General features: G+C 47.7%; 17 protein-coding genes. All 17 read right to left on the reverse strand.

Going from position 1 to position 16,777, the window contains the following annotated elements:
* Window positions 1-186: 186 nt before the first annotated feature.
* On the reverse strand, window positions 187-678 hold the full coding sequence (locus VCHENC03_RS05190) for a DUF2802 domain-containing protein (protein ID WP_005438735.1): 492 nt from the start codon (window positions 676-678) through the stop codon (window positions 187-189).
* 14 nt (window positions 679-692) lie between these two features.
* Window positions 693-1,187, reverse strand: coding sequence for a chemotaxis protein CheW (locus VCHENC03_RS05185; protein WP_005438733.1), 495 nt, complete (start codon window positions 1,185-1,187; stop codon window positions 693-695).
* Between the two features lie 36 nt (window positions 1,188-1,223).
* Complete coding sequence (locus VCHENC03_RS05180) at window positions 1,224-2,309, reverse strand: chemotaxis protein CheW (RefSeq protein ID WP_009707366.1); 1,086 nt, start codon at window positions 2,307-2,309, stop codon at window positions 1,224-1,226.
* Window positions 2,299-3,078 (reverse strand): ParA family protein, encoded by a 780-nt coding sequence (locus tag VCHENC03_RS05175; protein ID WP_005438728.1) that lies wholly within the window; start codon window positions 3,076-3,078, stop codon window positions 2,299-2,301. Before VCHENC03_RS05175 ends, VCHENC03_RS05180 begins: the two co-directional genes overlap by 11 nt.
* Before the next feature lie 8 nt (window positions 3,079-3,086).
* A complete protein-coding gene (locus VCHENC03_RS05170) occupies window positions 3,087-4,202 on the reverse strand; it encodes a protein-glutamate methylesterase/protein-glutamine glutaminase (RefSeq protein ID WP_009707367.1) in 1,116 nt (371 codons plus the stop codon).
* Between the two features lie 29 nt (window positions 4,203-4,231).
* Window positions 4,232-6,487 carry a chemotaxis protein CheA gene (locus tag VCHENC03_RS05165; RefSeq protein WP_009707368.1) on the reverse strand — a complete coding sequence of 752 codons (2,256 nt, stop codon included), beginning with the start codon at window positions 6,485-6,487 and terminating at the stop codon, window positions 4,232-4,234.
* Between the two features lie 9 nt (window positions 6,488-6,496).
* Window positions 6,497-7,237, reverse strand: coding sequence for a protein phosphatase CheZ (locus VCHENC03_RS05160; protein WP_005438710.1), 741 nt, complete (start codon window positions 7,235-7,237; stop codon window positions 6,497-6,499).
* Between the two features lie 119 nt (window positions 7,238-7,356).
* Complete coding sequence (cheY, locus tag VCHENC03_RS05155) at window positions 7,357-7,725, reverse strand: chemotaxis response regulator CheY (RefSeq protein ID WP_017635949.1); 369 nt, start codon at window positions 7,723-7,725, stop codon at window positions 7,357-7,359.
* Between the two features lie 45 nt (window positions 7,726-7,770).
* Entirely contained in the window at window positions 7,771-8,505 is a 735-nt protein-coding gene (locus VCHENC03_RS05150; RefSeq protein WP_005438709.1) for an RNA polymerase sigma factor FliA, read from the reverse strand.
* Window positions 8,498-9,385 (reverse strand): MinD/ParA family protein, encoded by an 888-nt coding sequence (locus tag VCHENC03_RS05145; protein WP_005438708.1) that lies wholly within the window; start codon window positions 9,383-9,385, stop codon window positions 8,498-8,500. The genes VCHENC03_RS05150 and VCHENC03_RS05145 overlap by 8 nt, the downstream gene beginning before the upstream one ends.
* Window positions 9,386-9,399: 14 nt before the next feature.
* Entirely contained in the window at window positions 9,400-10,911 is a 1,512-nt protein-coding gene (gene flhF / locus VCHENC03_RS05140; RefSeq protein ID WP_009707369.1) for a flagellar biosynthesis protein FlhF, read from the reverse strand.
* A gap of 28 nt (window positions 10,912-10,939) precedes the next feature.
* The gene (gene flhA, locus VCHENC03_RS05135; protein ID WP_005438706.1) at window positions 10,940-13,039 is read right to left on the reverse strand and encodes a flagellar biosynthesis protein FlhA; all 2,100 of its coding nucleotides are present in this window, start codon (window positions 13,037-13,039) and stop codon (window positions 10,940-10,942) included.
* A 239-nt stretch (window positions 13,040-13,278) separates the two neighbouring features.
* Window positions 13,279-14,409 (reverse strand): flagellar biosynthesis protein FlhB, encoded by a 1,131-nt coding sequence (gene flhB, locus VCHENC03_RS05130; protein WP_009707370.1) that lies wholly within the window; start codon window positions 14,407-14,409, stop codon window positions 13,279-13,281.
* A 9-nt stretch (window positions 14,410-14,418) separates the two neighbouring features.
* Entirely contained in the window at window positions 14,419-15,201 is a 783-nt protein-coding gene (gene fliR, locus VCHENC03_RS05125; protein WP_005438703.1) for a flagellar biosynthetic protein FliR, read from the reverse strand.
* 8 nt (window positions 15,202-15,209) lie between these two features.
* On the reverse strand, window positions 15,210-15,479 hold the full coding sequence (fliQ, locus tag VCHENC03_RS05120) for a flagellar biosynthesis protein FliQ (RefSeq protein WP_005433008.1): 270 nt from the start codon (window positions 15,477-15,479) through the stop codon (window positions 15,210-15,212).
* Window positions 15,480-15,506: 27 nt separating this feature from the next.
* Window positions 15,507-16,376 (reverse strand): flagellar type III secretion system pore protein FliP, encoded by an 870-nt coding sequence (fliP, locus tag VCHENC03_RS05115; protein ID WP_032802991.1) that lies wholly within the window; start codon window positions 16,374-16,376, stop codon window positions 15,507-15,509.
* Window positions 16,363-16,776, reverse strand: coding sequence for a flagellar biosynthetic protein FliO (gene fliO, locus VCHENC03_RS05110; protein ID WP_005438699.1), 414 nt, complete (start codon window positions 16,774-16,776; stop codon window positions 16,363-16,365). The genes fliP and fliO overlap by 14 nt, the downstream gene beginning before the upstream one ends.
* Window position 16,777: the final 1 nt, after the last annotated feature.

Genomic DNA, 16,777 nt, shown 5'->3' on the forward strand with positions numbered 1-16,777 from the left:
AAAAAATGAACGAGCCGCTATATTAGCACAGCTTAGTTGTGACAAAACAGGATAAGAAAGCGATGATGTATGTAAGTTCGTGAGTTTTTGTTAACTTATAGTCACATTTTGATAAAAATAACCATAAGTGATTATAAGTTTTTATTTTAAAAATAAAAAAAGAAGCCGAAGCTTCTTTTTTAATCTTTATCGACGTCTTCCACGGGGTGGATAAGTCGGGTCATCAGAGGGTTGACTGCTTAGCGGTGGGATTTTCTCTTTCCCTGCCAGTTTTTTCTGCAGCGATAGCATCAATTCTGCTTCTGCTTTTGGCAATTCACACTCTTCAATCAACTCATTGATGTCGGCACCAAGTTGAACCATTTTCGAAGCGCGGCTGTACAAACGGCCGTCTGTATCTGCGTGTTCAAGTTCACGAATGCGTTCATTAAGATGTTGAATCACATCTTGTTGTTCAGTCACTTTTTGACCTAGGCCTACCACCACTGAACGCACTTCCAACAGTTGCTTGTTTAGTTTTTGTGTTTCTTTGTCAGCATGGCGTGACTGTGCACGTTGCTGATCCATCTGCTTTTGCAAACCCGCACGCACGCGCAGTTGAAGCAAAAGCAGCACTAAGAATACAAACGCTAGGCCACCCAATATGAGCGGCAAAGATAGCAAGGTTTCTTCAGCCATGATTCATCAGCCAATTATAGGTGAGCCATCTCATCCCATTCGTCATCAGTTAGCAGCTTGTTCAAATCAACAAGGATAAGCAGTTTACCATCACGGTTGCTTACGCCTTGGATGAACTTCGCACTTTCGTCAGTACCTACAGAAGGTGTTGTATCGATCTCAGAAGAACGTAGGTAAACCACTTCAGCAACGCTGTCTACTAGGATACCGATAACTTGACGCTCAGACTCAATCACGATGATACGCGTGTTGTCTGTTACTTCGCCTTCCATTAGGCCAAAACGTGAACGTGTATCGATAACCGTTACAACGTTGCCACGTAGGTTGATAATACCTAGCACGTAATCTGGCGCACCTGGAACTGGAGCGATTTCTGTGTAGCGAAGAACTTCACGAACTTGCATTACGTTAATGCCGTACGTTTCTTCTTCTAGTTGGAACGTCACCCACTGAAGAACTTCGTCGTTCGATGTATCTTTCTTCACTTCTACTTCAAAAGCTTGAGACATAGTTAATCCTCGTTAATGTCGTTCCCGACCAAAAATCTAATTCAGTGATTTTACATCTAAACCCGCGTTTAGCATGTCTATAAGTGCTTGGACATGAATTAAAGCACACATTTTTTCTTTCACCATGCCCGCTAGCCAAGGGCGTTTGCCCGCTTGTTCACGCCAACGGACTTTGTCGATATTGAGCGTTTCAGTACCCATCAATTGGTTACTGGCTAACCCCCACATGCTTTCACCAAGCATGACGACGTATTGGTAGTTATCTTTGTAGTTATCGTCGCGAAGCTTATCCGCCATCACCCACTTTGCAGTGTCGACGACATCAAATTGTTGCTCACGACTGGTTTGTAAACCTAAGTACCATGCAGGGCGACCAATCAAGTGGTTCAGCTCTGTGATGCGGTGAATACCACCTAACTCATCAAGCGGCACCGCAAAAGTCACACCATTTACATCAAAGTAAAGCACTTGAAAGTCAGCGCTACGCTGCGTGCTCTCCCAAGTATTGGGTAACTTTGCACCCGCTTCGGTTTCCAGTTCTGTTTCTGTCTCAGTGTGCTGTTCAATCTCCACTTCAACTTCAACTGTGGGTTCAACCATTTCAATTTCTGGTTGCTCCCAAACTGGCTCAGGTTGTTCAACCTCAACAGTCGGTGCCGGCTCTTCGTCGATCACCCACTCTTGAATTTCTTCAACGGTTTCCACCGCTATTTCGACTTCTGGTTCCATAGATTTTGCTTCAATCGCAATATCAATGGTGTTTTGCTCCAGAATGTCATCGATATCCAACTCTGCCACCACGTTGGTGGACTCAAGTTGGCTAAGCAATCGCTGAACGTCTTCCAGATTAGGCGCTTCTAATTCTGGCGAGTACGAATCACTGTATTGATACGACTCCGGTTCTGCGTATTGCAGCTGTAATTTTGGCTCTGGCTCTGGCTCTGGCTCTGGCTCTGGCTCTGGCTCTGGCTCTGGCTCTGGCTCTGGCTCTGCAGATGATAGTTCTTGAGCGAGCAAGTCAAGCTCTTCTTCTTGCTCAATAACTTCGACCTCTTCGCCAAGCAAAGCACTGAAGTAATCATCAAGTGCTTGTTCACTGGAAAGTACGTCGTTATTGCTCATCGAACGCTAACCTCTCCAAGTAAATCAACAGTTGCTTGTAAGCAAACACGCCACGACTACCGGAAGCAAAATGCGAAGCTGGCAGATGCTTTAAGCTCGCATCACGGAATTTGGTGTCAATTGGCACCGCTGACGTCCACACCTGATTCGGGTAGTCTTTTTTAAGCTGAGTCAGTGTCTGCAACGAGGCTTTCGTGCGCTTATCGTACATAGTCGGAACAATAGTCACTTTGAAGCCACCCGGACGAGACTTTTGCATAATGGTCAGAGTGCGAATCATGCGCTCCAAACCCTTCATCGCAAGGAATTCAGTTTGAACCGGAATCAAGATGCGGTCACTGGCTGCTAATGCGTTAACCATCATCACACCGAGAATCGGCGGACAGTCAATCAAGACATAATCGTAGTCTTGCGCAACCGCTTGTAAGGCACGCTTCAAGATCAAACCCATTCCGCTTCGGTTGCCCATTACGCGATCTAGCGTAGCAAGCGACATGTGCGCAGGAATGATGTCCATACCTTCAAGATCCGTTTCTAAGATCAACGGCTTTACCGTCTCACGTGAAAACGTCTTCAGCTGAAAAAGATCGAACAAGCTTGTTGTTACGGCATCCGGATCATAACCAAGATAAGTCGTCAGCGACGCGTGTGGGTCAGTATCCACCATCAACACTCGGTGACCTTTTTGGCTCAATAGACCAGCTAATGTCACAGTTGATGTGGTTTTACCTACACCACCTTTTTGGTTTGCTACACTCCAAACGATCATGATCTTTCCTACGCTAAGCCCACTTCCACCAGCATGCGCTCTGCAATGCGCTCAAGTGGTAGATCTTCAGTAGAGATGCCCGCTTTCGCAACCGCTTGTGGCATGCCATAAACGACGCAACTTTCTTCGTCTTGAGCCCAAATGGTAGAACCGGCTGATTTCAGCATACGTGCACCTTCACGACCATCAGCGCCCATGCCTGTTAGTACCATCGACAACACTTTGTCGCCGTAGACTTTTGCAGCAGAACCGAAGGTTACATCGACACACGGTTTGTAGTTCATGCGATCGCCGCCATCGATAATACGAAGACGAGCAGCACCAGCACGACCGTCAACCATCATCTGTTTGCCGCCTGGGGCAAGATAAGCCACACCCGCTTGTAACACATCACCATCTTGCGCTTCTTTCACTTGGATTTTGCATAGCGTGTTAAGACGACTTGCAAATGCCGCTGTGAATGTCGCTGGCATGTGCTGGATAAGCACGATTGGATGTGGATAGTTAACTGGCAAACGAGTCAGAATTTTTTGTAGCGCAACAGGGCCGCCAGTCGACGTACCAATCGCTGTTAGCTGATACTTCTTACCTGATGCGCGGAATTTCGCTGCCATCGGACGGCTTGGCGCAGATGCAGTCGGCGCAGCAGTACGAGAAGTCAAAGGACGCGCTGTCGAATTGGTCGCTGCAGTCGCAGGTCGCGCAATTGGACGACGCATAAACGCGCGCTTAGACGCAATTTGAATCACTCGCTGTTGAAGCAGAGAAACGGCTTCATCACGGTTACGAGCAATGTCTTCGAACTTTTTCGGTAAGAAATCCAACGCACCCGCATCTAGTGCGTCAAGCGTTGCTTTCGCCCCGTCGTGAGTCAGGGACGAAAACATCAGGATTGGCGTAGGAGACGCAGCCATGATTTCACGAACGGCAGTGATACCGTCCATGACTGGCATTTCAATATCCATCGTGATGACGTCAGGCTTGAGAGTTTTGGCTTTCTCAACCGCTTCTCTGCCGTTAACCGCAACATCAATCACTTCTAGGCGCGATTCTGAGTTGATGATTTCGCTAACGCGACGACGGAAAAAACTCGAATCATCAACGACTAGTACTTTAATCGCCATTTTATTCCTTTTATCGACTCCAGCTTCGCTTAGATGCGCGAAGCTGCAGCGTATTGCTTAAGTAGGTCTGGCACATCAAGAATCAATGCGATGTGGCCATCACTGGTGATCGTCGCACCTGCCATACCTGGCGTGCCTTGCAATAGGTTATCTAGCGGCTTGATCACCACTTCTTCTTGGCCGATCAATGTATCCACTACAAAACCAACACGTTGGCTACCGATCTGTACGATAACAACATGACCGTGGCCTGTACGCTCTTGTACACGTGGAGACTTAGAAGCCAACCAATTTTGTAGGTAGAACAGTGGGATAGATTTATCACGCACGATGATTGTCAACTGACCATCCACCACGTTAGTGCGGCTTAGATCTAGGTGGAAAATCTCGTTTACCGACGCCAGTGGCAGAGCAAATGGGTGACCGCCTACGCCAACCATCAGTGTTGGAAGGATCGCCAGTGTGAGTGGAACTTTAATGGTGATCTTAGTGCCCTTACCTAGCTCAGAGTCGATATCGATAGAGCCGTTTAGGGTGTTGATCGCGGTTTTAACCACGTCCATACCTACACCACGACCAGAGATATCTGAAATCTTCTCTTTACTTGAGAAGCCTGGCGCAAAGATCAGGTTGAAACACTCTTTGTCTGACAAGCGTGCTGCCGCATCTTCGTCCATCATGCCGCGTTTCACCGCGATGCCACGAAGTTTGTTCGGATCCATACCGCCACCATCGTCAACGATAGCCAGTTCGATATGATCGCCTTCTTGTGATGCAGACAGGATCACTTTACCAGTACGAGATTTACCTGCTTTCGCGCGGTCGTCTGGCATTTCGATACCGTGGTCAACCGAGTTGCGCACCAAGTGGATCAATGGATCCGCTAGCGCCTCTACTAGGTTTTTATCTAGGTCGGTTTCTTCACCGCGCATTTCAAGCACGATGTCTTTATTTAGGTTACGCGCCAAGTCGCGAACAACGCGTGGGAAACGGCCAAATACTTTCTTGATTGGCTGCATGCGCGTTTTCATCACTGCACCTTGAAGGTCTGCAGTCACGACGTCTAGGTTTGCTACCGCTTTCGACATTTCTTCGTCGTTGCTGTTCAAACCAAGGCTTAGTAGACGGTTACGCACCAATACAAGCTCACCAACCATGTTCATGATGGTGTCTAGTGTCGAAGTATCAACACGTACAGTTGCTTCTGCTTGTGGCTTCTTAACCGCTGGCGCTTTCGCTTCTTCTTTTACCGCAACCGGTTTTGCTTCTGGCTTAGGAGCTGGAGCTGGTGCAGGAGAAGGCGCAGCCGCTACTGGAGCAGGTTGAGGCGCTGGTGCAGGTTCTGCTTTTGGCGCTTCTGGTGCCACGTTTGCCGATGCAGGTTTGGTTGCAAAGTCTAACTCTTCAAGAGTCGGTCCTTTACCCGCACCGTGTAGTTCATCAAGTAACTTCTCAAACTCTTCATCCGTCATTAAGTCGCTGTCGTTTGAGAATGAAGATGCCGCTGGTGCAACCGGCTCTGGTGCTTTTGGTGGTTCTACTGGAGCAACATCTGATGCTGATGGGCTTTTGCCTACACCGTGTAGCTCGTCCAATAGACGTTCAAATTCATCATCAGTAATGTCGCCGCTATCTGCCGCAGGCGCACTTGCTTGAACAGGAGCAGCTGGAGCTACTGGCGCTGATGCAGACGCACCCGGAGCAGCACCTTTACCGTGCAGCTCGTCCAATAGCTTTTCAAATTCGTCTTGAGTGATTTCGTCAACAGAGCCAACACTTGAAGAGGCAGGAGCAGACTCAACTGGTGCAGCAGGTTGTTCGATGACTGGCTCAGGAATCACAGGTTCTGGTGTTACGACTGGCGCTTCAACAGCAGCGACCACTTCGTCTTCAGACTCTGGTTTGCATAGGCGGTGAAGCTCTTCTAGCAACGCAGGATCCGCCGCATCTAGTGGCTCACGATCTTGAACCGCTTGGAATTGATGGTTAACCGTATCAAGCGCTTTCAGCATGGTGTCCATTAGGCTTGGCGTCACTGAACGTTGGCCGTTTCGCAACACGTCGAACACGTTCTCAGCACCGTGACAGGTATCAACCAGTTCTGCCAATGATAGGAAACCAGCACCACCTTTCACCGTGTGGAAACCGCGGAAAATCGCGTTTAGGAGATCTTTGTCTTCTGGATTATTTTCCAGTTCAACTAACTGCTCAGACAGCAGCTCAAGGATTTCCCCAGCCTCAATTAGAAAGTCCTGAAGAATATCTTCGTCTAAATCGTAGCTCATACGTTACCTTTAAAATCCAAGACTGGACAACAAGTCGTCGACTTCGTCCTGCGACGAGACCGCATCTTCCCTTTGCTCAGGGTTAAGAATTGGACCTTCTGCTTCGCTTGATTGTTTAATCTTTTTATCTGACGGTTCTGGCAAAACTTGAGTCTGTTCTTCTGGTTTATTGCCAGAAAAGACGGTCAAGATCTCAACCAGGCGATCTTCCACTTCATTGACAAGCGTGATCACGCGGCGAATGATTTGACCCGTTAAGTCTTGGAAGTCTTGTGCCATAAGAATTTCGGTCAGTTGACCGCGCAATTCAGTGCTATCACCTTCGACTTGAACTAACAGCTCGTCGATACGATGGCAAAGCGCTTTGAAATCGCTTAATTCAATGCGTCCGTGCATGAGTTCGTTCCATTGAGGGCGAACTTGTTGAAGGCACTCATGCAGGTTATCGGCGATAGGCAAGCAGCACTCAACCGCGTCCATCGTTTTATTTGCTGCTAACTCAGTTTTATCAATCACATATTGCAGACGGTCTCTTGCATCAGGGATTTCCGCCCTGGCAATTTCTGTCATGCGTTGATCGATGTTGAAGTGCTTAAGTGAATCATGAAGGTCGCGGGTTAATGTTCCGATTTCTTTTAGCATCGGATTCCCATCGCTTTCATATATCGAGGCAACAAGCGCATTAGCTTGGTCCTGTTCCCCGTTTTCTAGCATCTGAACGAGCGACTTCGCCTGCTCTAGTGAGATCATCCTGAATAGACCCTTTTTTACGTTTAGTTCTTTCTTTTCGCTTTTTTAGCGTCAAACGAGCCACCCTTTAGTATTAGGTATTAGGAGTGATGACTCGATTAACAAAGAGAAAGAGAGGGTTATAAACGTTCGAAAATTTTATCTAATTTTTCTTTTAGTGTTGCAGCAGTAAACGGCTTAACGATGTAACCGTTAACGCCTGCTTGAGCTGCTTCGATGATCTGCTCACGCTTTGCTTCAGCTGTGATCATTAGAACAGGTAGGTGCTTAAGTTCTGCATCCGCACGGATGTGTTTAAGCAGGTCGATGCCTTGCATACCTGGCATGTTCCAGTCAGTTACAACAAAGTCGAAGTCACCTTTTTTCAGCATAGGTAATGCAGTTAAACCATCGTCCGCTTCTTGAGTGTTATTGAAACCCAAGTCACGAAGCAGGTTTTTAACAATACGGCGCATTGTTGAGAAATCATCAACAATAAGGATCTTCATGTTTTTATTCAAAATTGCCTCCACTGAATCGTAAAATCAGTGTGTTTAGTCATTTTGTGTCCACGCACTGAGCTTGGTGCGTAAACGTTGCATCGATTGACTCAGTATTTGACTTACGCGAGATTCGCTTACGCCCAACACATCGCCAATCTCTTTCAAATTGAGTTCTTCGTCATAATAAAGCGAAAGTACTAGCGCTTCACGCTCTGGAAGCTGTTTTATTGATTCAACCAGTGCTTTTTTGAACGATTCATCAGCAACACCCTTAAATGGGTTGCTGTCATCGGTTTCATCAGCCGGTGAAATCACATCATCAGAGACGCCTAAATCTTCAATTCCCACCAGTTTTGAACAGTTTATGTCGGTAAGCGCACTATGATATTGGTCTAGTGTCATGCCGAGATGTGCTGCTACTTCTGAGTCCGATGGGTCACGATTTAGTACACCTTCCAGCTCTGCGATCGCTTGGTTAATTTCGCGGTTGTTCTTATGAACAGAACGAGGTACCCAGTCGCCTTTGCGAATGTCATCCAACATTGCACCGCGAATTCGGATACCTGCATAAGTTTCAAAGCTCGCACCTTTAGAACCATCATAATTCTGCTGAGCTTCGATAAGGCCGATCATGCCGGCCTGAATTAAATCTTCTACCTGAACACTCGGCGGTAAACGGCCTAACAGGTGATGAGCAATACGCTTAACCAACACCGAGTAACGTTCAATGAACGCCTGCTGGCTATTAAATTTGCCATGTTGGTCATAGGTAATCGCTTTATTCACCAAAAGGGTCCTCTGCCAATTCAGTACGATTTAGCAACCTTTCAACGAAAAATTCTAGGTGTCCACTTGGTGTCTTAGGCAGTGGCCACGTCAGTGCTTTATTCGCTAATGAGCTGATCGCTAAAGCCGCAGGAGAGCGAGGGAAGGCATCCACAACGATCTTCTGTCTTTTCACGGCTTGACGTACTTTGTCATCCAATGGAATACATGCTACGAGTTCGAGGCTGACATTCAAGAAGCGCTCTGTGACTAGAGTCAACTTTGCGAATAATTCTCTGCCTTCACGGTAGCTTCTGACCATATTTGCAACAACTTTGAAGCGCTGAACCTGGTGTTCTTTACTCAACAGCTTGATTAATGCGTAGGCATCGGTGATTGAAGTCGGCTCATCGCAAACCACAACCACAACATCTTGAGCTGCACGTGAAAAGCTAATTACCATGTCAGAAATGCCCGCTGCTGTATCAATCAGCAGTACGTCCATTTCTTCTTCAAGACTACCAAATGCACGGATGAGTCCAGCATGTTGAGCGTGAGACAGCTCGGTCATGCTTTGTGTGCCAGAAGTTGCAGGGACTATCTTTATACCATAAGGGCCTTCAACAATCGCATCTTTTAGCTCACATTCACCCGCAAGGACATGCCCTAGGTTACGTTTTGAACGGATTCCGAGCATAACGTCCACATTCGCCAGACCTAAGTCCGCGTCGAGAACCATCACCTTTTTGCCTTGGCGCGCCATACAGATCGCCAGACCCAGTGTTACGTTTGATTTACCCACACCACCTTTACCGCCAGTAACAGCAATTACTTTAGTCAATGATGGTTGTGTTAAGCGACGGAGGCCGCTTGCTTGATCGTGTATCATATTCTCAGTCATAGTAGTCCGCCGCCCTAGAGTCCTTCGCTGTCACTGTTCCAAAAGTGAGGTTCGTTCTCTGTCGACTTCTCTAACAGTTCATTTGCTTTCGCAATCATGTATTTTGGTTGTGCTATCACAATGTCTTCTGGTACGCGCTGACCATTGGCAATATAAGCCACTGGCATCGCGTTCTGAATCACCACGCTGATGAATTCGCCAAGACTTAATGATTCATCAAGCTTAGTCAAAATACAGCCCGACAGCGGAATGCGTCGGAAATGATCCAGTGTTTCTTGTAGAACACGACGTTGTGCGGTAGCTGGCAAAACAAGGTAGCTGTGAATCACTTCTCCACTCTCTTGCATCAGGGTATCGAGCTGCTCAGAGAGTCTTACATCTCGCTGCCCCATCCCTGCCGTATCGACCAAAATCAGTCTTCTGTTTCTTAGCTGATATATAACATCGGCTAACTCGTTAGAATCTTTAGCAACTCTTACAGGACAACCCATAATTCTTCCGTAAATTGAGAGCTGCTCATGTGCACCTATGCGATATGTATCTGTTGTCACAAGGGCGACATTGTCGGCACCAAACTCCATTGCCGCACGCGCTGCAAGCTTTGCAACCGTGGTGGTTTTACCAACACCTGTCGGCCCAAGTAGTGCGACCACACCACCACGCTTCAAGATGTCTTGTTTTGGAATGCTGATTTGATCCGCCACGAGAGAAAGCAGTGCCTTCCACGCTCGCGCCGGCTTAGTGTCTTCTGGAATGTAGCAAGCCATTTGATCTGCCAACTCCGGCGAAACGCCCATTCGCTCTAGACGCTTAATCAGCATCGCACGCAATGGTTCACGGCGTTCAACCTCTTGCCACATCAAACCGGAAACTTGGTGCTCCAACAAACGACGAATCGATGTCATCTCTTCGCGCATGTTCTCTAGTTCACTACTAGATTCTTCTCGCTCATCCGACGGACGACGACGGTCATAGCGTGTTGGATCCAACTTAGGTGTTGGGCGCTCAAATCGGTTGTCTTGTGCAATCAACTTCGCCAGTGGCGAATCGGGTTGATATGGCGCTGGCTTTTCTTGGTTATAGCTTTCACGATGCTTGTTTTGGCGCTGCAGTAATGCCGACAAAGAATCTTCGTTCTCTGCCACATGGTCATCTGACTCAGCAGCACCATTGCTGTATTGCTTGAGCATATTCGCGAAACGTTGCGTCATTGAGCCTGATTTTTCATTGTTCGCGTTTAGGCTAATTCTGTCTTCATCCAAACGGCGATCTTGATAACGCTCTGCTGCAGATGACGGCAATTGACGTTGTTCGCTATAACGATTTGGTTGAGCTGCGCCACGGTTAGGAAGAGAGTGCGCCTGTGAAGTCGGAGCTGCATTGGACTCGCCGTCGATTGCCGCTACGATCTCTACACCGCCTGCCACTTTCTTATTCGACATGATCACCGCTTCTGCACCAAGCTCTTCTTTCACTTGGAGCAGCGCTGTTCGCATGTCTTTGGCAAAAAATCGTTTAATTTTCAAACTATAAATCCATTAATGATGCGCAGGCTTAGTTGCCCACGGCTTGCACAATTCTGATCTGCTTTTCGTCCGGTATTTCTTGGTAAGACAGTACACGGAGGTTCGGTATTGTGTTCTTAACGAACTTCGCTAATGTGGAACGCAATACGCCAGATGTCAGCAGAACCGCAGGCTCGCCTTTCAGTTCTTGCTCTTGTGTCGCTTGGCTCAGAGAGGACTGAAGTCGCTCAGCTAATCCCGGTTCAATACCAGCGGATTCGCCGCCTGATGCCTGCATGGTTTGATGCAAGATTTGTTCCAGCTCAGGAATGAGTGTTATCACTGGTAGTTCAGGCTCTATACCATTGATTTCCTGAACAATTAGACGTTTCAAACTGATGCGAACTGCGGCAGTCAAAATGTCAGGTTCTTGACTCTTACTCGAGTACTCCGCCAAGGTTTGCACGATGGTTCGAATATCGCGAATTGGGATAGCTTCGTTAAGCAGGTTCTGCAGCACTTTCACGACCACGCCAAGTTGCAACTGATCAGGAACAAAGTTCTCCACCAATTTAGGCGCGCTACGGCCGAGCATTTCCAATAGGTTCTGTACTTCTTCATGACCAATCAGTTGTGACGCGTTGTTGGTCAGCAATTGGCTCAAATGTGTCGCCAGTACCGTGGATGAGTCCACCACGGTATAGCCTAACGCTTGGGCGTGTTCACGCTGCTCTTCACGAATCCAAACCGCTTCTAGACCGAATGCAGGGTCCATGGTCGGCTCGCCTTCAATCATGCCGTAAACCTGACCTGGGTTTATCGCCAGCTCTTGGTCTGGACGAATCTCGGCCTCACCAACAGCAACACCCATCAAGGTAATGCGGTAGCTGTTTGGCGTCAGTTCTAGGTTGTCACGGATATGAACCGCAGGAATAAGGAAACCGAAGTCTTGAGAAAGCTTTTTACGCACCCCTTTCACACGCTCAAGCAGTTCACCACCTTGGTCACGGTCCACCAATGGGATCAAGCGATAGCCTACTTCTAGACCGATGATATCGACGGGTTGTACATCATCCCATGACAACTCGCGTTGAGAAATCGGCTCACTGCCATCTTCCGCTTTAGCGGGTAAGGCAGGTTCTTTGGCTTTTTGTTTTTGCTTCTTGTCGAGCCAGTAAGCTGCACCACCAGCAATAACCGCTAATGACAAGAATGAGAAATGAGGCATACCCGGCACGATACCCATAACACCAAGAATCGCGGCGGTGATCATGAGGGCTTTCGGGTTGTCGAACATCTGGAAAATCAGCTGCTCGCCCATGTCTTCATCAGTATTTTGACGCGTTACCATCATCGCAGCCGCGATAGACAATAATAGCGATGGAATTTGTGCCACCAAGCCGTCACCGATGGTCAGCAAGGTGTAGATTTGCATGGCTTCAGAGAAGCCCAAACCGTATTGCGCCATACCAATCGATAGGCCACCGATGATGTTGATAAACAGGATCAAAATACCCGCAATCGCATCACCTTTTACGAATTTAGACGCACCGTCCATTGAGCCGTAGAAGTCCGCTTCTTTGGTCACTTCAAAACGACGTAAACGCGCTTGGTCTTGGTCAATCAAACCGGCGTTTAAGTCCGCATCGATCGCCATCTGTTTACCCGGCAAGGCATCCAAGGTGAAGCGAGCACTTACCTCAGAAATACGGCCCGCACCTTTGGTCACAACCATGAAGTTAATGATCATCAAGATAAGGAAGACCACCAGACCGACGGCGTAGTTACCACCGATAACAACGTTACCGAAGGCTTCGATTACGTTACCGGCCGCATTGCCCCCTTCGTGACCGTATAGAAGTACCACACGGGTTGAAGCAACGTTCAATGCCAAACGCAATAGCGTCGCGATTAGCAGTACCGTAGGAAACGCAGCAAAGTCGAGTGGACGACGTGTGTAAACGGTCACTAACAACACCACCATAGCGAGGGCGATGTTAAAGGTGAAGAATAAATCCAGCAGGAATGCAGGTATAGGTAGCACCACCATTGCAAGGGTGGCCAATACCATAACAGGCGCACCAATGGCGGGCATGGAACGCTGTGGAATTTTGGGTAATTTATCTGCAAATGGCAGGCTTAACTTCATACTGCGAGGTGTCTCAATCGGTCTGGAGCATCACGTAACAGAGGCATGTAAGTACACACATGTAACTAGTATTACGCGACAGCTTTCGCCTAAAAGTTTAGGTATTGTTGTTGATTAGCGCGGTTTAAGCAATGTGTGTACCATGATTAACGCCAAAATAATGACTAGTTGCTCAAAGAAATCACAATCCTTTGATCTAATGTGAATTTTTGTCTAATCACACCATGCAATTATTTTCATTAGTGACGATGTTCAGGTGGGATTGGTAGGTCGTAGTCCTGAATTTTCGGTCGTTGACCGCCACGTTTACGATACTGCTTAAGTTGGAAAACGAACGCCAGAACTTGCGCTACGGCGGTAAACAAGCCGTCAGGAATTTCCTGCTCCAACTCTGTGGTGTGGTAGAGCGCACGCGCCAATGGCGGAGCAGGTACGATGGTAATGTCGTGTTCGCGCGCTACTTCTCGGATCTTCATCGCCATATGGTCGGTACCTTTGGCGATCACCACTGGCGCACGGTCGGTTTTCTGCTTATAACGCAACGCAACAGAGAAGTGTTCTGGGTTGGTAATGATAACGTCGGCCTGTGGCACATCGGCCATCATTCGGCGCTGAGCTGCTTCACGTTGCAACATACGAATACGACCTTTCACTTCAGGCTTACCTTCGGTCTCTTTGTATTCGTCTTTGATCTCTTGTTTGGTCATTTTAAGCTGATCAGCGTGTTGCCAAATCTGAAACGGAATATCGATCGCCACAACGATGAGCAAAGAACAACTGATTAGCAGGATGAAGTTGAGCAAGATATCCAAAGCGTGGAAGATGTTTTGCGGATACACATCCATGCTTAACTGAATCAAATCCGCTTGCGACGCTTGGATAAGGTAAATCGCCATCCCCGTTACCAACGCCACTTTTAAAATCGATTTGATCAGCTCAACCCAACTTTGCATGCCCACCATGCGTTTTAGACCACTAAGCGGGTTCATCTTGGAGAGCTTTGGCATTGCCGCTTCGGCAGAAAAGCTAATCCCCCCTACCCCTGCGGCTCCAATCATGGCTGCAATAAACAAAGTTATAAGGATAAGAAACAGTGGGAACAGCAGATCCGTCATCGCACCAAAAGCAATGTCGAATAACTTAGCGGTATCGAAGATTTCATCGCGTTTAAGGTCAAACAAACGACTCATGATGGAAAACAGCGAGCGCGCCAAAGACTCGCCAAACCACATTAAGGCGATAGCCCCTACGATCAGCACTGACGCTGATGCAAGCTCTTTAGACCGAGCAACCTGCCCCTTTTCTCTGGCTTGTTGTAACCGTCGGGGCGTGGCTTCTTCGGTGCGTTCCTGACCGTCTGACTCTGCCAATCCAGCCTCCTAGCAATCCAAGCGAATGAGGTTACAAATCTGCTCCTCACCCACTGCCCAGAACAATTCATAATGGCTGTACAAACCAGCCAGAATGTACCAACAAAGTAACAAGCCCACCATCAAGGCAAAGGCAAAACCGAGTGAGAAGATATTCAGCTGTGGTGCGGCACGTGTCATTACACCGAATGACAAGTTAATCGTGAGCAGCGCGATAATGCCCGACAACGACATACTCAATGCCGTCTTAAACATGATGCCAAGCCAACTCGCCATTTCACGGAAATCGACCGCATTGAGCGAGCCAGACCCAATCGGCAAGGTTTTGAAACTAAACACCACCAATTGCAGCATTTTTAAATGCCCATCGGTAGCCAAGAAGAACATGGTCGCCAAGAACATAAATAGCTGACCAAGCAAAGGGGTATTTTGGCCGTTAGCAGGGTCGACCATGGATGCGAAACCCAAGCTCGATTGCATACCTAAGATCTGACCTAAAAGTACAAACGTCTGGATCATAAACTGGGTCACCATGCCCATCGCAACACCAATAATGATTTGCTCGGCAATGGTCATGAAACCACGGAAAGAAAGCAGTTCAATATCTTGAGGCACCGCAGGAATCGCAGGGGCAACCGCAAAGGTAATGGCTAAACCGAGGTAGAGACGAATTCGAGGTGAGACAAAGCGTGCCCCGGTTACCGTCATCACCATCAACATGGCAGAAATACGGGTATAGGGCCAAAAGTAGTTTGCGATCCAGTCGAGGACGATATGGGTCGGATACTCCATACGCGCCTCTAGTAAAGCACCTGTGGTAGGCGTTCAATCAAGCCGAAGAAGTATTCCATCAACATTTGAGTCATCCAGTGGCCAAACAACATTAACGCCAATAAGGTCACAATCAAACGCGGTAAGAAACTCAGCGTTTGTTCGTTGATAGAGGTTGCCGCTTGGAAAATAGCGACGACAAGACCAATAAGCAAACTTGGAATAATGATGGCACAGACCATGATCAGCACCATCCACAGTGCGTCACGGAAAAGCTCGACAAACATTTCTGGAGTCATGTCTTACCCTCTTCTCTCTGTGCCAATCTAAAGGGCAAAACTGCCGGCGAGTGTCGACAATATCAAGTTCCAACCATCCACCAGCACAAACAGCATCAGCTTAAATGGTAGCGATACGATCATTGGTGATAGCATCATCATACCCATTGCCATCAATACCGAGGCGACAACCAAGTCGATGATCAAAAACGGCAAGAACAACATGAAACCGATTTGGAACGCAGTCTTAAGCTCTGAGGTAATGAAAGCAGGAATCAACACCGCCATCGAAACGTCTTCTGGGTTTGTTACCTCTTCGCCAGACATATTGACGAACGTTTCCAAGTCTTTAATTCGAGTTTGTTTAAGCATGAACGCTTTCATCGGTGCTTGCGCCGCATCAAAGGCTTCACGTGCTGTCACTTGCTCGTTCAAATAAGGTTGTACCGCTTGATCGTTAATTTCATTCAAAACAGGCGACATGATAAAGAACGTCAAAAATAGCGCGATACCGATAATCACTTGGTTAGATGGCGTTTGTTGCAGGCCCATTGCCTGTCGCAAGATGGACATCACCACCACGATACGGGTAAACGACGTCATCAAAATCACCATGGCTGGCAAGAAGCCAAGCATGGTCATCAGCGCAAGAATTTGTAGAGTAACCGAGTAGTCTTCGCTGCCATCGGCATTGGTCGTCATGGTAAAGGCCGGAATCCCTCCACCATTGCCCACTGACATACTTCGGCTTGAGCCCGACTCGTTTTCCATCGCCTGAACCGTCACACTATCACCTTGTGCAAGATTAGAAGGCAATGGCGATTCCTCTGCCTGCGCAAACGAAAGTGAAGAAAACAGCACGCCAACGAGCAGCATAAAAGTGCTCAGCATTAGGCGGATTGAATTATCCTTTGTCATGTTTTTTTATCAGTTGGCTAAATTGACTCGCGAAGGCGCTGGTCGCCAACTCTTCCTCTTTCAATGGCTTTTCAAGCTTGGCTAGGGTTTGGATAGATTGGCTGGTAATGCCCACCAAAAACTGTTCTTCACCGACTTGCACAACCGCAATGCGCTCTTTGGTACCGACTGGTAACTGGCTAACAATTCGTAGCCCTTTTTGTTGACCCATTGCTGGTACTTGCATGCGCTTTAGCAACCAAGCCAGAAATAGAATCACACCAATAACCAGCACTAAAGAACCTAACGTGGTCGCAAGATCCAAACTCGTTGGCGCGGCAGCAAATGCATAAGGAGCACTCAGCATTAAGCCGAGTGCTCCTGTAATTTGCTTCAATCGCGTTTTGATTGAACTGCTCATA

It is taken from the genome of Vibrio sp. HENC-03 (assembly GCF_000305755.2).
In the GTDB taxonomy this organism is placed as follows: Bacteria; Pseudomonadota; Gammaproteobacteria; order Enterobacterales; family Vibrionaceae; genus Vibrio; species Vibrio owensii.